Below are 16,903 nucleotides of genomic sequence, written 5' to 3' on the forward strand. Positions count from 1 at the left end.
ATAGCTGGTTAAATAATCAGTGGCTATTCAGAACACATTAAATTCTATTCAAAAAATTTCACAGCCATATTATCTAATCGCTCTTTTATTATTTCCCAATCAGGCATCACTTGAGTGAGAAGCTGGTAAAAACGATCACTGTGATTATGCTCAGCTAAATGGCACAACTCATGCAAAATAACATAATCAATGCAGATTGTAGGCGCTTTAACTAGATGAGGATTGAGCGTAAGTACACCTGATGGAGAGCAGTTTCCCCACTGTGTTCGCATGGTCATCAAACGAATATCAGGCTGAGTTTCAACCCATAAGGCTTTTTCAAGAATCTGCCTCAATCGTACTTCAAATATGACTTTTGCTCGAGATCTGTACCATTCATTTAAATGAGATTTAATATTTTCAATATCCGTATCTAAGGTGTTTACCTCCAATCGTCCCCTCAGAAGTTTTACACCTTTTGGCTTGGTATCATCATGAATCACTTTTAATTGATACTGTTTACCCAAATAAAAGTGGCTTTCACCACTTTTATATTGGCGAGGCGTGATAAATTTACTTTGTTCACGAAACCCTCTTAATTGCTTATAGATCCAACGACTACGCTGCTTGACCGCATCAATAATTGTTTTATCATCTGCATTTAACGGTGCCGATACAACTACCCGACAATCAGCATAGACTTTAATCAGTATCTTTTCAGTACGGCTAGGACTTTCAAGCACCTCAAAATCAACAACTTCATCACCATAAATGATGCTTAACTTTCTCTCTGGCAGCGTATTCATCCTAGAGCCCATTCAAACCGACCCGTGTGATTTGTACGATCATTTCCACAATTTTTTTGGCTTGATCCATACCACTACCAATGGATTTACATTCACGGAACATCTGCGGTAATAGTTTTTTACGGATATCTGCTTCAATATTTTGTGGATTAATTGAGTTTTCAGCTACAGAGCTCATGACAGAACGATCAACCTCGAAAGCGAGTTCAATCCACTTATCTTGATTCTGTTGATCTGTTATCGAGAATGCTTCAGGTAATAGTTTCTTGAATACACCATAATAAGCTTGAGCATGCTTATTACCACTGAACACATCAGGAATTTCATCTAAACGACGAGCCTCAACTTGCTCTTCAAACTCTTTAAACAGCATGTGTTGCTTCAATGGATGATCAAATTCTTTCTCTGCTTCTTCAATGACTTGACGTAACAGTTTAGAGAAAGCCTCCTGAGCATAGGGATCATCACGTAATTGCTGTTCAATCATCTTCGTTACACGAGTTTTGATGATATCCGTTTCATTACGTGTTTTCTCTTCACTCCAATCTTCGGGTTGCGCCATTTTGCCCATCTTGCCAACTTCATAGACTCCATCAGGGTCTTTTACCTCAATACCCACAACATGCTTATCAAGAAGTTTTTTGACTTGCTCAGCATATTGATCATAGTCAATAGTCTCTCCAGCATCTCGTTTCACAATCTGACGCAAGCTTGTAAATAGTTTGACTGTTTCTTTGTAGTGCTGACGATCTGCATCAGAAAAGCTTTTATCTTCAAAGAAGGTTGCTGACTGCAATGCAACTTTTAAACAACTAGCAAATTCTGTAAGTGCTTCATAAAAATCATCACGTACTTTCAAGTGAATATCAACCAACTCACCCTCACGCTCTTCAATGCGTGGGACTAAAACTTGGCGCAACTGCTCTGGATCATTTTTATTTTTGACATCAGCAAAAATTGCCCATAGCGCTTTATACAAACGAGGTAAACGTTTGTATTCAGAGCTCATTTGCGTATACAAGCCTGTAAGATCATTGATATCATAGCCACCTTGGGTACGAGCAGCGAGATCTTGGTAATCAAGAATTGTGGAATCTAATTCTTTTAAAATACCTCGATAGTCAATCAATAAACCAAACTTTTTCATTGGATGAAGTCGGTTTACACGCGCAATTGCTTGGATCAGATTGTGCTGTTTTAAATTTTTATCAATATAAAGAACAGCATTTTTAGGTTCATCAAAACCTGTTAAGAGCTTATCCACCACTATCAGCAATTTAAGCGAATCATCTTTTTCAAAACGCTCAATTACTTGTTTGGTATAAGTTTGCTCATCCTGAGTGCCGACATTGTCTTTCCACCATTGGGTCACTTCAGGGGTAGTCGATTCATCAACATCAGTATTTCCTTCACGACTATCAGGTGGGCTCATCACCACAGCAGACTCAAACAAGCCTGCTTCATCCAAGTACTTTTTATACTTAATCGCTGAAGCCTTGCTATCGCAAGCAAGCTGTCCTTTTAAACCATCATCAATATTTTTCACAAAGTGATTGGCAATATCTAACGCAATCAGGCGAATACGATCATCAGCAGTATAAATTTCACCTTTTCTCGCAAATTTACGTTTTAAATCTGCTTTTTGCTGATCATTTAAACCTTCTGTTATCCGTTCAAACCACGTATCAATCGCTCGTTCATTGACATCTAAATCAGGAATTCTTTCTTCATAGAGCAAAGGCGTTACGGTTTTATCTTCTACCGCTCTTTGCATCGTATACGCATGAACAATAGGACCAAACTTATTAACGGTCTTTTCATCTTTAAGCAATGGCGTACCAGTGAATGCCACGAATGCAGCATTTGGAAGTGCTAGTTTCATACGCACATGGTTTTCACCACCTTGGCTTCGATGCCCTTCATCAATCAAGACAATGAAGTCAGAACTTGTGTTAACACATTCAGGAAGTTTCGTTGCAGAGTTAAATTTCTGAATCAAAGAAAACATGATTCGCTCTGTACCCTTACCAATTTGTTCAGCCAAGCGTTTGCCTGAAGTCGCCATGGCATTTTGCTTGTCTTTTTTTCCTGCCAACTCACCACCTGACACAAAGGTTTTACTGAGTTGATCTTCTAAATCAACACGGTCAGTAACAACCAAGATACGGCATTGTTTTAAAGCCTCATGCAAGATCAAAGCTTTACTAAGAAAGACCATGGTAAAAGATTTACCTGAGCCCGTTGTATGCCAAATGACACCACCTTCGCGTCCACCTTTGCTGTTCTTTGTACTAATACGCTCAATGAGGCGTTTGATACCAAAGATTTGCTGATATCGAGCAACAATTTTTCCTGCTTTCTTATCGAAAAGCGTATATAGGCGAACCATTTCGAGGAGTCGTTCAGGCTTTAATAGACTAATCAGCAGTTGATCTTGACCTGTAACAGCTAAGTCTCCACCTGCGATTAGGTTTTCATACCAATTTAAGTCATCGACTGGACGATAAGAAAATAGGCTCTGTTTTTGTGAAACAGTTAATTTCTTATTTTTAAGCGCATACATCTCTGCATCAGAAGTATCTTCTTCTCGCCACGCTGCCCAAAACTTAGCAGGGGTATTACATGTGCCGTAACGCCCTTCATGTCCATTTATAGAAAGCAGAAGTTGGCTATAGGCAAACAGATGTGGAATTTCATCAGGTCGCTGATTACGAAGCGTTTGAGAAATCCCTTCATTAATCGTTGGACCTTTCTTTGCCTGACTATCGGGGCGTTTTGCTTCTATCACCACTAAAGGAATACCATTTACAAAGCAAATGATATCGGGTCTTCGTGTATCTACACCACCTGAGCGTGTGACAGCAAATTCTTCAGTATATGAAAAGTCGTTGTTATGAATGTTATGCCAATCAATCAATGGAATCGTAGGGCTAACTTTTTTTCCATTCACAAATTCAGTGACAGGAATACCGTAGAACAAATGGTCATACATTTTTTCGTTTGCAGTCAGTAGCCCTTCATTCAAAGCAGGGCTACAGATTTCGGCAATTAAGTTATCTACTGATTTTGCAGAGAGTGGATATTCTTGACCCGCAAATGGAAAAGTTCGTTTAGAGAGTTCTTTACGCAGGATTTGACGTAAGACAACTTGGTCTTGTTTTCCATCACGGGCAACGAGTGCCTGTGATGGGGAAAAGAATGACCACCCCAAATTACTCAGTAGAGTCAAAGCTGGAAGCTTTGCACTGTATTCTTCTTGAAATTTTGGCGTGTAAAGTTGATTCATTCTTTTGCTCTTGCTTTAGTTTCACATGTACTGTGATAGTTAAATATGTTTCAAAACTCTAAAAATCAAAGTCTATCGAATATTGATCCTTTATATGGAGAATGTAACTTCTCATACAAACGAGTCGCATAATCATCTGTCATTCCAGAAACATAATCACAAATAACTCTCATTCTTTTAGAATCTGAATCTTGTCGCTCATAACGAGATAATGTTGAACTTGGCAGAAGTCTTTTGGGATCAGAAGCCAGTGTATCAAACAACTCCATAACTAATTTTTGCCCTTTAAACTCAAGCTGTTGAACATTGGTACTTTTAATTACTTTGTTTTCCACTAATTCAAAAATATGATCTAAAAGTAATCTGTGCTCTTTATTTAACACTGCATTCCATTTAATCAAATTACAAGATGCAGATGAAATAGCCGAAGTTTTCACCTCAATATTTGTAATAAAGAAATTGACTAAATCCCCGATTTGATCCTTACGTTGATAGCTTTCTTTTGAAAACAGCTTCTCGGCTATAGTAATGCTATTAAATCCACAACTATTAAAACGTTCTTCTTTAAGAACATTACTATCCTTTTCTTGAGCTTGATTATGATCTTCCCAATCTGTACGAGTGATCATTCCTAAAGAAATAGCATCTTCCAAGTCATGTAAGCTGTATGAAATATCATCAGCAAGCTCCATAATAGATGTATCCAAAGCTTTGTTGGCTGGTTTCAAATGACCTGATTTATGTGGTTCTAATTTAGTAAACTCAATTATGTTTGAATTTAGAGGTTCAAGAATCCAATCTACAACTTTATCTTCGGTATCTAAATAACATTTAGGAGGTTTCTGTTTTTTAGACTCAGATAACCAACGTGGAGATTTGAGCTCCCCATAGGCACTTTCTTGTACTGTTGCTGTATAAGAGGATGGATATTTTAGTACCCCTAATAGCAAACGACGGGTTGGATTTAAGCCATAATTCTCAGTGTACTTGTCTAATTGCGTGAGAATTCTTAATGTTTGCCCATTTCCTTCAAAACCACCATGTTCACGCATACGAATGTTTAGAGCGACTTCACCACCGTGACCAAAAGGTGGATGACCAATATCATGAGCTAAGCAAATCGCATTCATTAAAGCTTCATCTGGCAAAACATCATAAATTTCCTGATCTTGATTTTTATATTTTGCTTTTAAACTTCGCAAAATACCTGTTCCAATTTGAGCAACTTCCATTGAATGGGTCAGGCGGGTACGATAAAAGTCACTCTCTCCCAATCCTAGAACCTGAGTTTTTGATTGCAAGCGTCTAAAGGCTGCTGAATGAATTAAACGAGCATAATCTCGCTCCCACTCCGTACGCTTATCATTGTCTCTACGTTTATTTTCTTCACGACGACTTTCCCATACATCTAACATTAACAACCCTCTGATTTAATTAAAATTTAATATTACATATCCAGCATCTAACTACAGGTTTATTTAATAAAATAATCAAGCACCTGATTTAATTATTAATATTTCCACCCTTGATCAGCCTAAAACTCAACTGATAACGATAAAACTCAATATTCTGAGCCACACTCAAAGCACGACGAATTCTTAAATCATCTTCAAGTGCAATGATGACCCCTTTCACCTGTTGATCTGCCTCAGCCAACTCATCTTTGACATAGCCCATATAGCGTTGGATTTGCCCAACAAAACGATGATTAAACTCACGCCAATCATCAGGTAAGTCATGGGTTAGGTCTTGGTCAATGTTCCAGTTGGCGGCTATAAAGCCGCCTTCTAGAAACTCTTGAGCAAATACAGACTTCGCACCCGCCATAATGCGGTAATAGCTAGGCATCATTTGCATCATTAGGCAGCCACCTTGACACGTTTTTTACCTGTCAAAAGTTGTTGCATGAGTGCTTTTTTCTCTTGCTTTAAGCAATCAAGTTTTTTCTGCAAAGTATCAATTTTTTGATTTGCTAAAGAAATTACTTTAGCAATTTTCCGTTGCTCTTCGATGCAAGGAATAAACACAAATACATTGAGTAATTCACGAACACTGACTTCTTTTTGCCCTGTACCACCAGTTAAATTATCAATTACATACCTAAAGTGACTTGTACTCATAATTGATAAAATAAAATTAATGTCACAGTCCTTCAAAACTTCAAAGCTTGAAATTGCATTGGATGCAATTAACCCATTACAATCAGAAGGTACAATCGCAACTCCACCGTTATGCAAGTTTTGGCGACCTATAATAAGTTCTCCCGCAAATCTTTTATAATAGGGTCTACCTCCTTCTGTAGAATTGGGAAACTTTCCAGAAGCTACAGCCCCTTTATTGTGAAGCTTTACTGTCAAAAGCTCGATGTTATTTGGATTTTGCTCTTTATCCCTTTTAATTTCCTTGATTAAACTTCGTAGTTTTATATGTTTCCACGCCCCACTAAACCTCTTTCCATTCTCATCAAGCAAACGCTTCTTACCAGTTAGCAGTTGCTGCATCAATGCTTTTTTCTGCTGTTGGCTATTTTCAAGCAGTTTTTCAGTAGCCAAAATTGCTTGATCCCAAGTAGAGAGGATTTGGGAAATTTTGTATTGTTCCTCTAATGGGGCAATTAAGACCGAAAGCTCTTTCACTTGATCAGCCGATAAATTAGCTTGTTTTGTACCACCAGGGAAAGAATACAATTTATTTAACAGTACTTCGCTACGCAGCACATACTTCAAATAACTAGAATTAATACCTTTCTTAGCAATAAACTTCATTACCCGTTGATTTAATAAAGAGATAGGAGCATCTTCTGGAATTTGTACTGTAAAACCATAATCACGCTTACCCATAGTTCCAGTCATCGACATAACCAAGTCGTTAGGTTTTACTAGAAAATTGTCATAATCTTTTTCATATGAAAAAGGCAGAAAAACTGGATTTCGACTAAAATCTAAAGAATTTTGGTATAAATTTCCCATTCTGAGCAAAGGTATACCAAAAGAAACGAAATCACTGCTCTTAAATGCATACCCCATTTTGGTATTAGCAAGATCAGATATTTTCCCTAATTTCCAACCATTAGGCACCATAACCCAACTCCTCTAAGTACTTCGCCATTTCAACTTCAAGCTCAGCAAGTTGAGTTTTTAACTGCTCACGCTCAGCACGTACAGCAACCAAATCAATCTCAGCTTCCTCTTCAAAGGTATCCACATAACGAGGAATATTCAGGTTGTAATCGTTGTCTTTCACTTCCTGCAAAGTCGCCAAATACGCATATTTATCTGCGCTTTCGCGCGCACGGTAGGTTTCAACAATCTTAGCAATATTCTCTTCTGTTAAGTTATTTTGGTTTTTACCTGACTTAAACTCACCGCTTGCATCAATAAACAAAACCGAATCATCAGTTTTTTGCTTTTTAAAAATTAAAATGGCAGCAGGAATACCCGTACCGTAGAACAGCTTTTCAGGTAAACCAATCACCGCATCTAATAAGTTTTCATTAATCAACTTCTCACGAATCTTACCTTCAGATGAGCCACGGAATAACACGCCATGTGGAACCACAACGCCCATACGACCTGTAACAGGTTTTAGCGTCTCAATCATGTGTGAGATAAAGGCATAATCACCTTTGGTCTTTGGTGGTACACCACGACGGAAACGATCAAACTTATCATTTTCAGCTGTATCATGCCCCCATTTATCCAATGAAAATGGTGGGTTTGCTGTCACAATATCAAATAGCATCAAGTCGCCATTTTTATCCAATAACTTTGGATTACGAATGGTATCGCCCCACTCAATTTTGTGGTTGTCTTCGCCATGCAAGAACATGTTCATCTTGGCTAATGACCACGTTGAACCAATCGCTTCTTGCCCATACAACGCATATTCTTTGCTGTTGTGATTTGATACAACTTTACGACCACACTTCATTAACAGTGAGCCAGAACCACAGGCAGGGTCACAAATACTGTCACCTTTTTGTGGATCAAGTAACTCAGCAATTAAGTCCGATACTTCAGGTGGTGTATAGAATTCACCCGCCTTTTGACCACCACTCGCAGCAAAGTTTTTAATCAAAAACTCATACCCGTTGCCAATCACATCAAGTGAACCGACACGGCTTGGCTTTAGATCCAATTCAGGAACAGCAAAAACTTCAAGAAGGTCTTTTAAAATGGTGTTTTTTTGCTTTTCTTCACCCAATTTATCCGTATTAAACGAGATATCTTGGAAAACGCTTTTGCCTACATCTTTGAGCTTTGTACCATTCGCTTCTTCAAGCGCATGTAAAGCCATATCAATACGTTCACCATTGCCGGGCTCAAAGCGACGCTCATGCAAGGTATAGAAATTAGATTCACGAGGCAGTACAAAACGCTCGTTTTTCATCATTTCTTCAATCAGTTCAGGTTCATCACCATATTCGTTTTTATAATTGTCGTAGTGGTCTTGCCATACATCAGAGATGTACTTTAAGAACAGCATTGTCAAAATATAGTCTTTATAGGTATCTGCACTCACCGTGCCACGGAATACATCACATGCCGACCAAAGGGCTTTATTGACGGTATCTTGATTAATTTGAGTAACCATTATTTGTTTCCTTGGAGCAGTTGTTTAAACATGCCCATCATCATTTGTTCACGATTTTTAAGTAATTGTTGGGTCAAGATCTGCTCTTGCTCCCAAATACGGTTTAATTCGATTATGCGTTGCTGAATGTCCAAACTAGGGACTTCAACCTCAAACTGGCTGACTGTTGATACGCTCAGCATTGGCATCTTAGAACCCTGACTTTCTTTGCGTAACTCGTATTGCACATGAGGTTGGTTTAAGTACCAGCATAAGTATTCAGGTAGTACATTTTGATTTGGCATCAAAATCAAAAATTGACTGCTCACAATGAGTGGTCGTGCTTTTGATTGATCTTGATGACCTACAAAATAATGTGCTTTGAGATACTCTCCACGACAAGGCAATAATACAGAGTCAGGCGATACGATTGCGTTATCCTTACCCTGCCAATCAATTTGAGGTAACGAATCCGCAAACAGCGTATAGCCACATGTATCCGTTGCAATGTTACGAATATCCTTGATCTGCAATACGTGGGCATTGCCTGACTCGACTTCTTCAACCTTTTCACGGAATGTAAAACCTGTGCGGACCTCTGCAAGATCACTCAGTTTTAGGAATCCTTTTAACTTTGCCATAAATATTTACTCTGAAAGAGAATGAGCCATCCTTGGCTCAGTCCATTTATGATGCTTTACTCAAATTTTCTTGAAGCCAATTACTGACTTCTTTAGTTCCTTTTGAATCAAGGTTGTACCAAGCAGCTTCATTTTGTAAGCGAGTTACTAATAAACCATCATCACTATCCATGACTTTGAATAATTCCCCTGCAATTTGTGACGCTGTTTTTTCAGAGGCAATTAACCAACATGACTCCAAAGGATGGCACCAATTACCAAGAGACATAATTTTTTTATAAAGCTCGTCATAGTTACGTTGTTTACGCAGGTCATAATTGATCTGATATACTTTCATTTGTTCTTAACTCCTAATGTTTAGTCGCGTTAATAGTTTTGAATTCGATGACAGGCGGCCACCTGTCATCACAAATTAAATACAGTAGGTAGACTATGCAACCCGTGTTACATCAGGATAATGGGGCGTTTTTTACTCAATGTCAATTATTTTTTTGCAGTAGAACACCTACTAAAATGAAAAACCCCTAAACAAATACTACCATTTTCATTGCAAAATATTGTTTTTAAAAATAATTTTTATTAAAACCAAGCTAAATATATTTCTATTCAAAAAAATTAATGATTTGAATATTTAAAGCTTTTGATATTTCATAAAGCTTGAGCACAGTAATGTTAACCTCACCTCTCTCTATCCGCCCCATATAACTACGATCTAAACCACACATAAGGGCTAACTTTTCTTGAGAAAGGCCTTTTTCTTTTCTAGCCTTACGAATTTTTTGACCTAGTAAACTTGCTAATTCTGTCATTTGATTTAAATGCTCAAAAAACAGAACTATCATCATTTACGGATTAAACATCCACGGACTATAATCCTCTTTTTAATAAGTGAAAATTGTTCAGCTATGGCAAGAAATACTCATTTACCACTGTATGATGATTTTTTAGATTTATTCATAAATCACGAAGTCAATAATTGGCAAGCTAAAGATTTTTGGGAGAAAATGCTGACATCTAGACCAAACATGCCAAAAACTGCTAAAAGACGTATGTACTCAGGCCTAAAAATCCTTCTAAATTTTAAATACTTGGAAGCAGATCCCACTACATCTTCAAAAAATTCCTTTCGTTACAAGGAAACACCAAGATTAAATGATTTAAGAAATAAATATAAAAAACAAAAACTTCAAGATATTTTTATGTCAAAAAAAAGTGATTTATTGACAGAGTTAGAAGAAAAAGAGAACAATATCGAATTCTTAAATAATTTATTATCTAATGATGCTACGCTAGAAAAATATTTCATTACCCATAAACATGAGATTGAGAAAGATATAAAAAAAATAAATTCCAATATTAAGTTAATGGAGGAAATATTAAGCTAGAGAAAAATTAACTAACCTGAATTACAGATAAGAAAACTACTTGAAAAAAAGATGGTTACAGCCTTAGAAGAGACTGTAAATTAAATTGTGTAATTGCCTGAATTTGCTATGTTCATATTCACATCGGAGTCAGGCAATATGATGAACGAACGAAAACTAAAAGACCTTGCAGCAAAATTTGCTAAAGGAATAAAAACAGGAGAAGATCTCAATCAATTCGCTCATTTTTGACCAAAATCACTGTTGAAACGGCTCTCAATGCCAAACTTACCGAACATCTCGGACATAAAAAAAATGCCCGTAAATCTGGTTGAAATTCACGCAATGGTTATTCTAGTAAGATTGTACTTAGTGATGATAGGGAGATAGAGATCACCACGTGATCGTAATGGCACTTTCAAACCTCAGTTGATTAAGAAAAATCGAACCCGTATCACTTAAATGGATAACCAGATTCTAGCCCTTTATGCCAAAGGCATGACTATCCGTGAAATCGTTGCCACCATCAAGGAAATGTACGATGCCGATGTATCTCCAATGCTCATTTCTAAAGTTACCGATGCATGCTGAATGGCAAAACCGTCTTCTGCGATCTATACCATCGTTTATATGGACTGTATTGTGGTTAAAGCCCATCATAATGGTGGCAGTCTAGATAGCCAGAGCATTTTTTCCAAATAGTCTCTCTAGACGTTTGACTACTTTTAATAATTCATTTCTCTCTTGGATCAAATATCTATTCTGTTATCCTTCAACTTAAACAAATTTAATCAAAATGAGGTTTTAGACATGAAAATTGAAGACTTAGAGGATGAAAGTGATATAGCCGATGCTGCGGCAAAAATACTTCGTGAAACTTTTATTAAAGTTTCACGTACCGAAATAGTACTTTATGTAGAGAATGATGCTGTATGGAGCAAAGCTCCAAATGGTACTCCCATCCTAATTAAACAATTGTCTGGACGAAGCCCCGATCTCACTAAAAAATTTTCTAGTCGAGGAACTTATAAAATTAAAAAAAGAAATATTAACACCTAAAACAAATAGTTCACTCTAAGCAGAGCTCTATAAGTCTTAAGCTCTCCACGCTCAATACGGCCGAGATAGCTACGATCAATACCTTACTGTAAACCCAAAGCTTCTTAGATAATTTTTTCTTAGTTCTTTTTTGCGTATTAATTGACCAATTTCGATAAATAATTTTGACATTTGAAATAAATTGTTCAAAAACAGAAATATCACCAATTCAAGATTAAATAAATTAGTAGTTACAATTTCTGTTCTTATTTGACAATCGTTTTATTAATTAGGAAAACTACCCATCTTGAAAAAGTAGAAGAAGACCGTATTCGTGATCAAATGCTTACTGAAGCAGGCTACCTTGTAAAGCGTTACACAAATATTCCTACTGTACGCCAATTACAAAAGGATATTCATTAACAAGCTATTTCGATTCAGAATTTGCAGCTTCTTTCTCAGCTATTCTTTTTGCCATCTCTAAACGCTGTTGTTCATATTGTTTTTTATTCTTAGCATCGCTTTTTGCAGCCAAGAAAAGTATTCCAATAATTAGAAAAGGAATAAGTAAACCTAATCCCATTAATAACCAAGGAACAGATTTTTTTTCAACAGGTTGCTGGCTCATAAGTTCTTCAAACTCAAATAGTATCAAATCAAACTGTGTAACAATATAACAAAAAAGGCCCTTTTCAGGACCTTTTTAATTTGAAGATTTTAAATACAAAAAATTATTGTGCTATTCCAGTACATTCAACATTCTTACTAGCATCTATTACTGATGGATCAAGCACTATATTTGTTTTAGCTGGCATCTTAGATTGAACAAATTGATAAATTTCAGCATTTCTACATACAATCGCCTGAGTATGGGCAGCTCCAACAACAGGTACAAATGTCACATCAGTTCCCATTTTTTTAAGTCCCTCTTGTAAGGCATTAGTAACAGGATATGGTACAGCCATATCCGCAGTACCTTGAACAATCATGACTGGTGAATTAATTTTTTTGGTAGCAGGTTGATTATCTACCAAGAATTTTTGTACCGTTGGATTCTCCTGGAAATTACCAGCTAGGCCTGGATAATCTAGAACTGTTTTACCAGTATTAGTCGCAAGAAAATCTCGAATATCATCTGCAAATTTATTATGCAAATCAGTTAAACAGACTCCATTTTCACCCGTAGTGCCTTCTGCAAACTCAGCTATACTTTGAGAACGTTGTTGAAAGATTGCACGATAATTAAATTTAGGTTCATAAGCAGTAATACCCACTGTGGTATATGCAGCATATGCAAGTAGCTCGGCATACACTTCCACAGCCGTACCAACAGGTGCGGTACCAGCCTGCTCTTTCTGAAGAATGTCTCTAATTGCTTGCGGAGCAATTTTAGAAATAATATCGCCAAGGCTAGAAGCTGGTGCTGTTGCAACAGCTCCTTTGTAGTTAGTGTCGTTATTAGCAAATTCAGCTGTTCCTAATGAAGCATGGCCTCCTTGAGACTGCCCAATTGACATCCATGAACTATTTAACTGACTACCGTAATGATCTTTAGCAGCTTTAACTGCTGCAATTGCAGATTTAGCCTCACTTCCTAAATTAAGGTATGGATGCATGCCTCTAGTACCTAAACCTTCATAGTCAGGTGCCACAATCACATAACCAGCAGCTAATAAAGTATCCGCTAGAATTTTAAAACGTGGATTAATCGTATTGTTGCTTGGTGCACAACTATCCCCTACACCTACTGTGCCGTGCTCCCATACCACTACGCGATAACCATCTTTTGGTTGAGCAACTTTAGGGAACATTACCAAAGCAGTTGCTTCAGCTGTTTTCCCTTGTACATTCACCATGTTATATGTCATCACTTTTATAGATGAAGCACCACTTAAGGTATCCTTAGAATAGGATTTTTCAGAAACATAAGTTTTATCAGGATTTACACCAATATAGTCATCATCATCGTCATTACACGCTGTAAGAAATAGTGCTGAAGTTGATAATGTTATAGCTAAAGCAATTTTTGACCGTTTCATAGAATATCCTTTTTATGTGTTATTTATTCCGCATATTTTTATGCACAAATATTAAGACATAAAAAAAGTGCTCTGCATAGAACACTTTTCAACCTCACGGTCATTTTTACTATATGAAATTTAAAAATATTCCTAGAAAAATGATTAATCCCACCCAACGATTGTGACGAAATGCCCAAAAACAAACTTGAGGGTTGCGGTCTTTGGTTTTAACTGTTTGATATACAAAATCAAAGGCCACTACAACTAAAGCAATAATTGCCCAGGGGAATAAAATATTTTCTAAATATAGTGCAGTACCAATCAAAACAAGACTAGTTGCTTGTAAAAGAGCAATAATCTGGATGTCATATCGGCCAAAAAGAATAGCTGTAGATTTCACGCCAATCTTTAAATCATATTCACGATCTGTAATTGCATATTGAGTGTCAAAAGCCACTGTCCATGCCAAATTACCAAAATAAATTAGCCAACACGTTATATCTAAAGGCTTACCCATTGCAGTAAATGACATTGGAATCCCCCAAGAAAATGCCATACCTAACACTACTTGCGGTAAATGGGTATAACGTTTCATAAAAGGATATATAAATGCTAACGCCAAGCCCCCTAATGCACAGTAGAACGTCGCGATAGGTAAAAAGAACAGCGTACAAGCACTGGCAAATACTAATGCTAAAAATACATATACCGCTTCTCTTGGACTAATTACCCCTGTTGCCAAAGGGCGCGTTTTTGTACGCTCTACATGTCCATCTACTTTACGATCAGCAAAATCATTAATCGCACAGCCAGCGGCACGCATAAAAATTGTACCGAATACCATCGCCAAAAGAATATGTAGAGGTGGCATTCCCTCTGCTGCAATCCAAAGTGCCCACATGGTTGGCCAAAACACCAGTTCTGTTCCAACAGGCTTATCAAATCGACATAGATAATAATAAGCTTCTAAACGCTGACGCCATGTTGTGCCTGTTGCAGTCGTCATAGTAATTCCTTGTCGTGCTGCTGATTTAAAAAAGCTTCAAAAGCCGGTAAGAATGTTTCTTGGACGATAAATTTACATCCATGCCAAGTATAGCAACTTTGTCGCGTCCAGCCTTCTGGCAAACGAATGACACGACGGTCACAAAGCGGAGTTGTTCTTTGAAATAGAAAAAAGCCAATCGGTTTAGAACCGATGTGCTGAAATATACGCGCTTTTTTTTGTAAACTTTGAATTGGAAAAATACTTTTTGCTTTCACCCACGGCTCTGCTTCACAGCCATATAAGTAGGTTTCCCTTACCCATGAAGTATGAGCATGAGACATGTTCATCCATTGGCTATCTACAAACGTTAAACGCTGAAAGTGTTCTTTAAAGGGCCTCACACTAAACTGGCCGCCACCGAGCTCAGTTAATTGTTGAGTCAGAGAACCAGAAGCATACAACCATGTTTTCAACTCAGGATTTAAAGCCTTTTCCTGTTTAAGTACTGGTTGTCGTTTACGCATAATCTGCTCACATGAAAACTCGCACTTAGTTTACTCCAATTTTTTGATAAAAAACGTAGAGAATTCAATCAACATTCCAAGCAATAAAAAAGCCTGCATATGCAGGCTTTTTTACGAAATACGTATTACAAGCTGTAGTACATATCGAATTCAACTGGATGAGTAGTCGTGTTAAGACGACGTACATCTTCAGTTTTAAGTTCGATGTATGCATCAAGCATTTCTTTAGTGAATACGCCGCCTTTTAACAAGAATTCGTGATCTGCTTGAAGTGCTTCAAGAGCCATATCTAAGCTATGAGCAACTGTTGGGATTTTTGCTTCTTCTTCTGGAGGAAGATCATACAAGTTCTTATCAGCAGCTTCGCCCGGATGGATCTTGTTTTGGATACCGTCGATACCAGCCATTAACAATGCAGCGAAACCTAAGTACGGGTTCATCATTGGGTCTGGGAAACGAGCTTCGATACGCTTACCTTTAGGGCTAGAAACGTATGGAATACGGATAGAAGCAGAACGGTTACGTGCTGAGTAAGCAAGCATAATTGGTGCTTCGAAGTGAGGAACCAAACGCTTGTATGAGTTTGTAGATGGGTTTGTGATTGCATTCAATGCACGAGCGTGCTTGATGATACCACCGATGAAATACAATGCCATTTCCGAAAGGCCTGCATATTCATCACCAGCAAATAAGTTCTTGCCATCTTTAGAGATAGACATATGAACGTGCATACCAGAACCGTTATCACCTACCATTGGTTTAGGCATAAAGGTTGCAGTTTTTGCATATTGATGTGCAACGTTCCAAACAGCATATTTGAACTGTTGAACTTCGTCAGCTTTACGAACAAGAGTATTGAAGCTCACACCAATTTCTAACTGGCAAGAAGCAACTTCGTGGTGATGTACTTCTACACGACCTGGACCCATGATGTCTTCGATTTTTGCACACATTTCTGCACGCATATCTTGTGAAGAATCAACTGGAGGAACTGGGAAGTAACCGCCTTTAACACGTGGACGGTGACCAGAGTTACCAGACTCGTAATCTTTACCAGTAGACCAAGCAGCTTCTTCAGCGATTAATGTATGACGAGCGCCAGACATATCGATGTCCCACTTCACTTCGTCAAATACAAAGAATTCTGGTTCTGGACCAAAGAATGCAGTATCACCGATACCTGTAGATTTTAAGTATTCTTCTGCACGGCGAGCAATCGAACGTGGGTCACGCTCATAACCTTGACCAGTTGAAGGTTCAATAACGTCACAAGTCACAACTACAGTTGGTTCAGCAAAGAACGGGTCGATAAAACCAGTTTCCGCATCTGGACGTAAAATCATGTCAGATGCTTCAATGCCTTTCCAACCAGCGATTGAAGAACCATCAAACATTTTACCGTCTTCAAAAGTATCTTCATCAATAGAATCAGCTGGGTAAGTTACGTGCTGTTCTTTACCCTTAGTATCAGTAAAGCGAAAATCGACCCATTTTGCGCCACTTTCTTGTATGAGTTGAAGGACCTTGTTCGCCATGCTCATTTTGCTCCAATGAAATTTTGTTGCACTTGTTAAGTGCGTGTTAGTTGCTGGTATTTATATAGCAATTCTCATACCAACTTTATAAGACTTACCTAAAACATTGAATTGCTTATAACTATCCATGATTTAGGCCCCTTGTCTTG

General features: G+C 37.7%; 16 protein-coding genes and 2 pseudogenes. 4 read left to right on the forward strand and 14 right to left on the reverse strand.

Annotated elements, in window-relative coordinates; genetic code table 11:
• Positions 1 to 44 precede the first annotated feature (44 nt).
• The 9 genes from WBW42_RS06815 to WBW42_RS06855 form a co-directional block, all read right to left on the reverse strand.
• Positions 45 to 785: a M48 family metallopeptidase gene (locus WBW42_RS06815; RefSeq protein ID WP_348961736.1), complete on the reverse strand. Its 741-nt coding sequence runs from the start codon at positions 783 to 785 to the stop codon at positions 45 to 47.
• A gap of 1 nt (position 786) precedes the next feature.
• On the reverse strand, positions 787 to 4,071 hold the full coding sequence (locus WBW42_RS06820) for a type I restriction endonuclease subunit R (protein ID WP_498478587.1): 3,285 nt from the start codon (positions 4,069 to 4,071) through the stop codon (positions 787 to 789).
• A gap of 65 nt (positions 4,072 to 4,136) precedes the next feature.
• A complete protein-coding gene (locus WBW42_RS06825) occupies positions 4,137 to 5,486 on the reverse strand; it encodes an anti-phage deoxyguanosine triphosphatase (RefSeq protein WP_009391543.1) in 1,350 nt (449 codons plus the stop codon).
• Between the two features lie 88 nt (positions 5,487 to 5,574).
• Complete coding sequence (locus WBW42_RS06830) at positions 5,575 to 5,931, reverse strand: hypothetical protein (RefSeq protein ID WP_498478589.1); 357 nt, start codon at positions 5,929 to 5,931, stop codon at positions 5,575 to 5,577.
• Positions 5,931 to 7,151: a restriction endonuclease subunit S gene (locus tag WBW42_RS06835; protein ID WP_498478591.1), complete on the reverse strand. Its 1,221-nt coding sequence runs from the start codon at positions 7,149 to 7,151 to the stop codon at positions 5,931 to 5,933. Before WBW42_RS06835 ends, WBW42_RS06830 begins: the two co-directional genes overlap by 1 nt.
• Complete coding sequence (locus tag WBW42_RS06840; RefSeq protein ID WP_498478593.1) at positions 7,141 to 8,664, reverse strand: type I restriction-modification system subunit M; 1,524 nt, start codon at positions 8,662 to 8,664, stop codon at positions 7,141 to 7,143. The genes WBW42_RS06835 and WBW42_RS06840 overlap by 11 nt, the downstream gene beginning before the upstream one ends.
• Positions 8,664 to 9,284, reverse strand: a complete 621-nt coding sequence (locus WBW42_RS06845) for a restriction endonuclease subunit S (protein ID WP_498478595.1) — start codon at positions 9,282 to 9,284, stop codon at positions 8,664 to 8,666. Before WBW42_RS06845 ends, WBW42_RS06840 begins: the two co-directional genes overlap by 1 nt.
• A 46-nt stretch (positions 9,285 to 9,330) precedes the next feature.
• Positions 9,331 to 9,621: a hypothetical protein gene (locus tag WBW42_RS06850; RefSeq protein ID WP_498478597.1), complete on the reverse strand. Its 291-nt coding sequence runs from the start codon at positions 9,619 to 9,621 to the stop codon at positions 9,331 to 9,333.
• 265 nt (positions 9,622 to 9,886) lie between these two features.
• Positions 9,887 to 10,093, reverse strand: a complete 207-nt coding sequence (locus WBW42_RS06855) for a helix-turn-helix domain-containing protein (RefSeq protein ID WP_002119846.1) — start codon at positions 10,091 to 10,093, stop codon at positions 9,887 to 9,889.
• Between the two features lie 96 nt (positions 10,094 to 10,189).
• Here WBW42_RS06855 and WBW42_RS06860 point away from each other — a divergent pair, with 96 nt between their 5' ends.
• The 4 genes and pseudogenes from WBW42_RS06860 to WBW42_RS06875 form a co-directional block, all read left to right on the forward strand.
• Positions 10,190 to 10,669, forward strand: a complete 480-nt coding sequence (locus WBW42_RS06860; RefSeq protein ID WP_335950402.1) for a hypothetical protein — start codon at positions 10,190 to 10,192, stop codon at positions 10,667 to 10,669.
• Positions 10,670 to 10,810: 141 nt separating this feature from the next.
• Positions 10,811 to 11,341 (forward strand): annotated as a pseudogene (locus WBW42_RS06865) (transposase); the annotation flags it as partial.
• A gap of 117 nt (positions 11,342 to 11,458) precedes the next feature.
• Positions 11,459 to 11,707: a hypothetical protein gene (locus WBW42_RS06870; protein WP_420198348.1), complete on the forward strand. Its 249-nt coding sequence runs from the start codon at positions 11,459 to 11,461 to the stop codon at positions 11,705 to 11,707.
• A gap of 279 nt (positions 11,708 to 11,986) precedes the next feature.
• Positions 11,987 to 12,109, forward strand: a pseudogene (locus WBW42_RS06875) (DUF2726 domain-containing protein); the annotation flags it as partial.
• A 4-nt stretch (positions 12,110 to 12,113) separates the two neighbouring features.
• On the opposite strand, the gene WBW42_RS06880 reads toward WBW42_RS06875, so the two are convergent.
• From WBW42_RS06880 to glnA, 5 genes are all read right to left on the reverse strand, one after another.
• Positions 12,114 to 12,314, reverse strand: coding sequence for a hypothetical protein (locus tag WBW42_RS06880; RefSeq protein ID WP_000082753.1), 201 nt, complete (start codon positions 12,312 to 12,314; stop codon positions 12,114 to 12,116).
• A 103-nt stretch (positions 12,315 to 12,417) separates the two neighbouring features.
• The gene (locus tag WBW42_RS06885; protein ID WP_002119060.1) at positions 12,418 to 13,725 is read right to left on the reverse strand and encodes an alpha/beta hydrolase family protein; all 1,308 of its coding nucleotides are present in this window, start codon (positions 13,723 to 13,725) and stop codon (positions 12,418 to 12,420) included.
• 109 nt (positions 13,726 to 13,834) lie between these two features.
• Positions 13,835 to 14,713 carry a 4-hydroxybenzoate octaprenyltransferase gene (ubiA, locus tag WBW42_RS06890; RefSeq protein WP_002119072.1) on the reverse strand — a complete coding sequence of 293 codons (879 nt, stop codon included), beginning with the start codon at positions 14,711 to 14,713 and terminating at the stop codon, positions 13,835 to 13,837.
• A complete protein-coding gene (locus tag WBW42_RS06895; RefSeq protein ID WP_001231788.1) occupies positions 14,710 to 15,219 on the reverse strand; it encodes a chorismate--pyruvate lyase family protein in 510 nt (169 codons plus the stop codon). The genes ubiA and WBW42_RS06895 overlap by 4 nt, the downstream gene beginning before the upstream one ends.
• A gap of 125 nt (positions 15,220 to 15,344) precedes the next feature.
• Positions 15,345 to 16,760 (reverse strand): type I glutamate--ammonia ligase, encoded by a 1,416-nt coding sequence (gene glnA / locus WBW42_RS06900; protein ID WP_002052696.1) that lies wholly within the window; start codon positions 16,758 to 16,760, stop codon positions 15,345 to 15,347.
• Between the last annotated feature and the right edge of the window lie 143 nt (positions 16,761 to 16,903).

The organism is Acinetobacter sp. LT1, assembly GCF_059800965.1.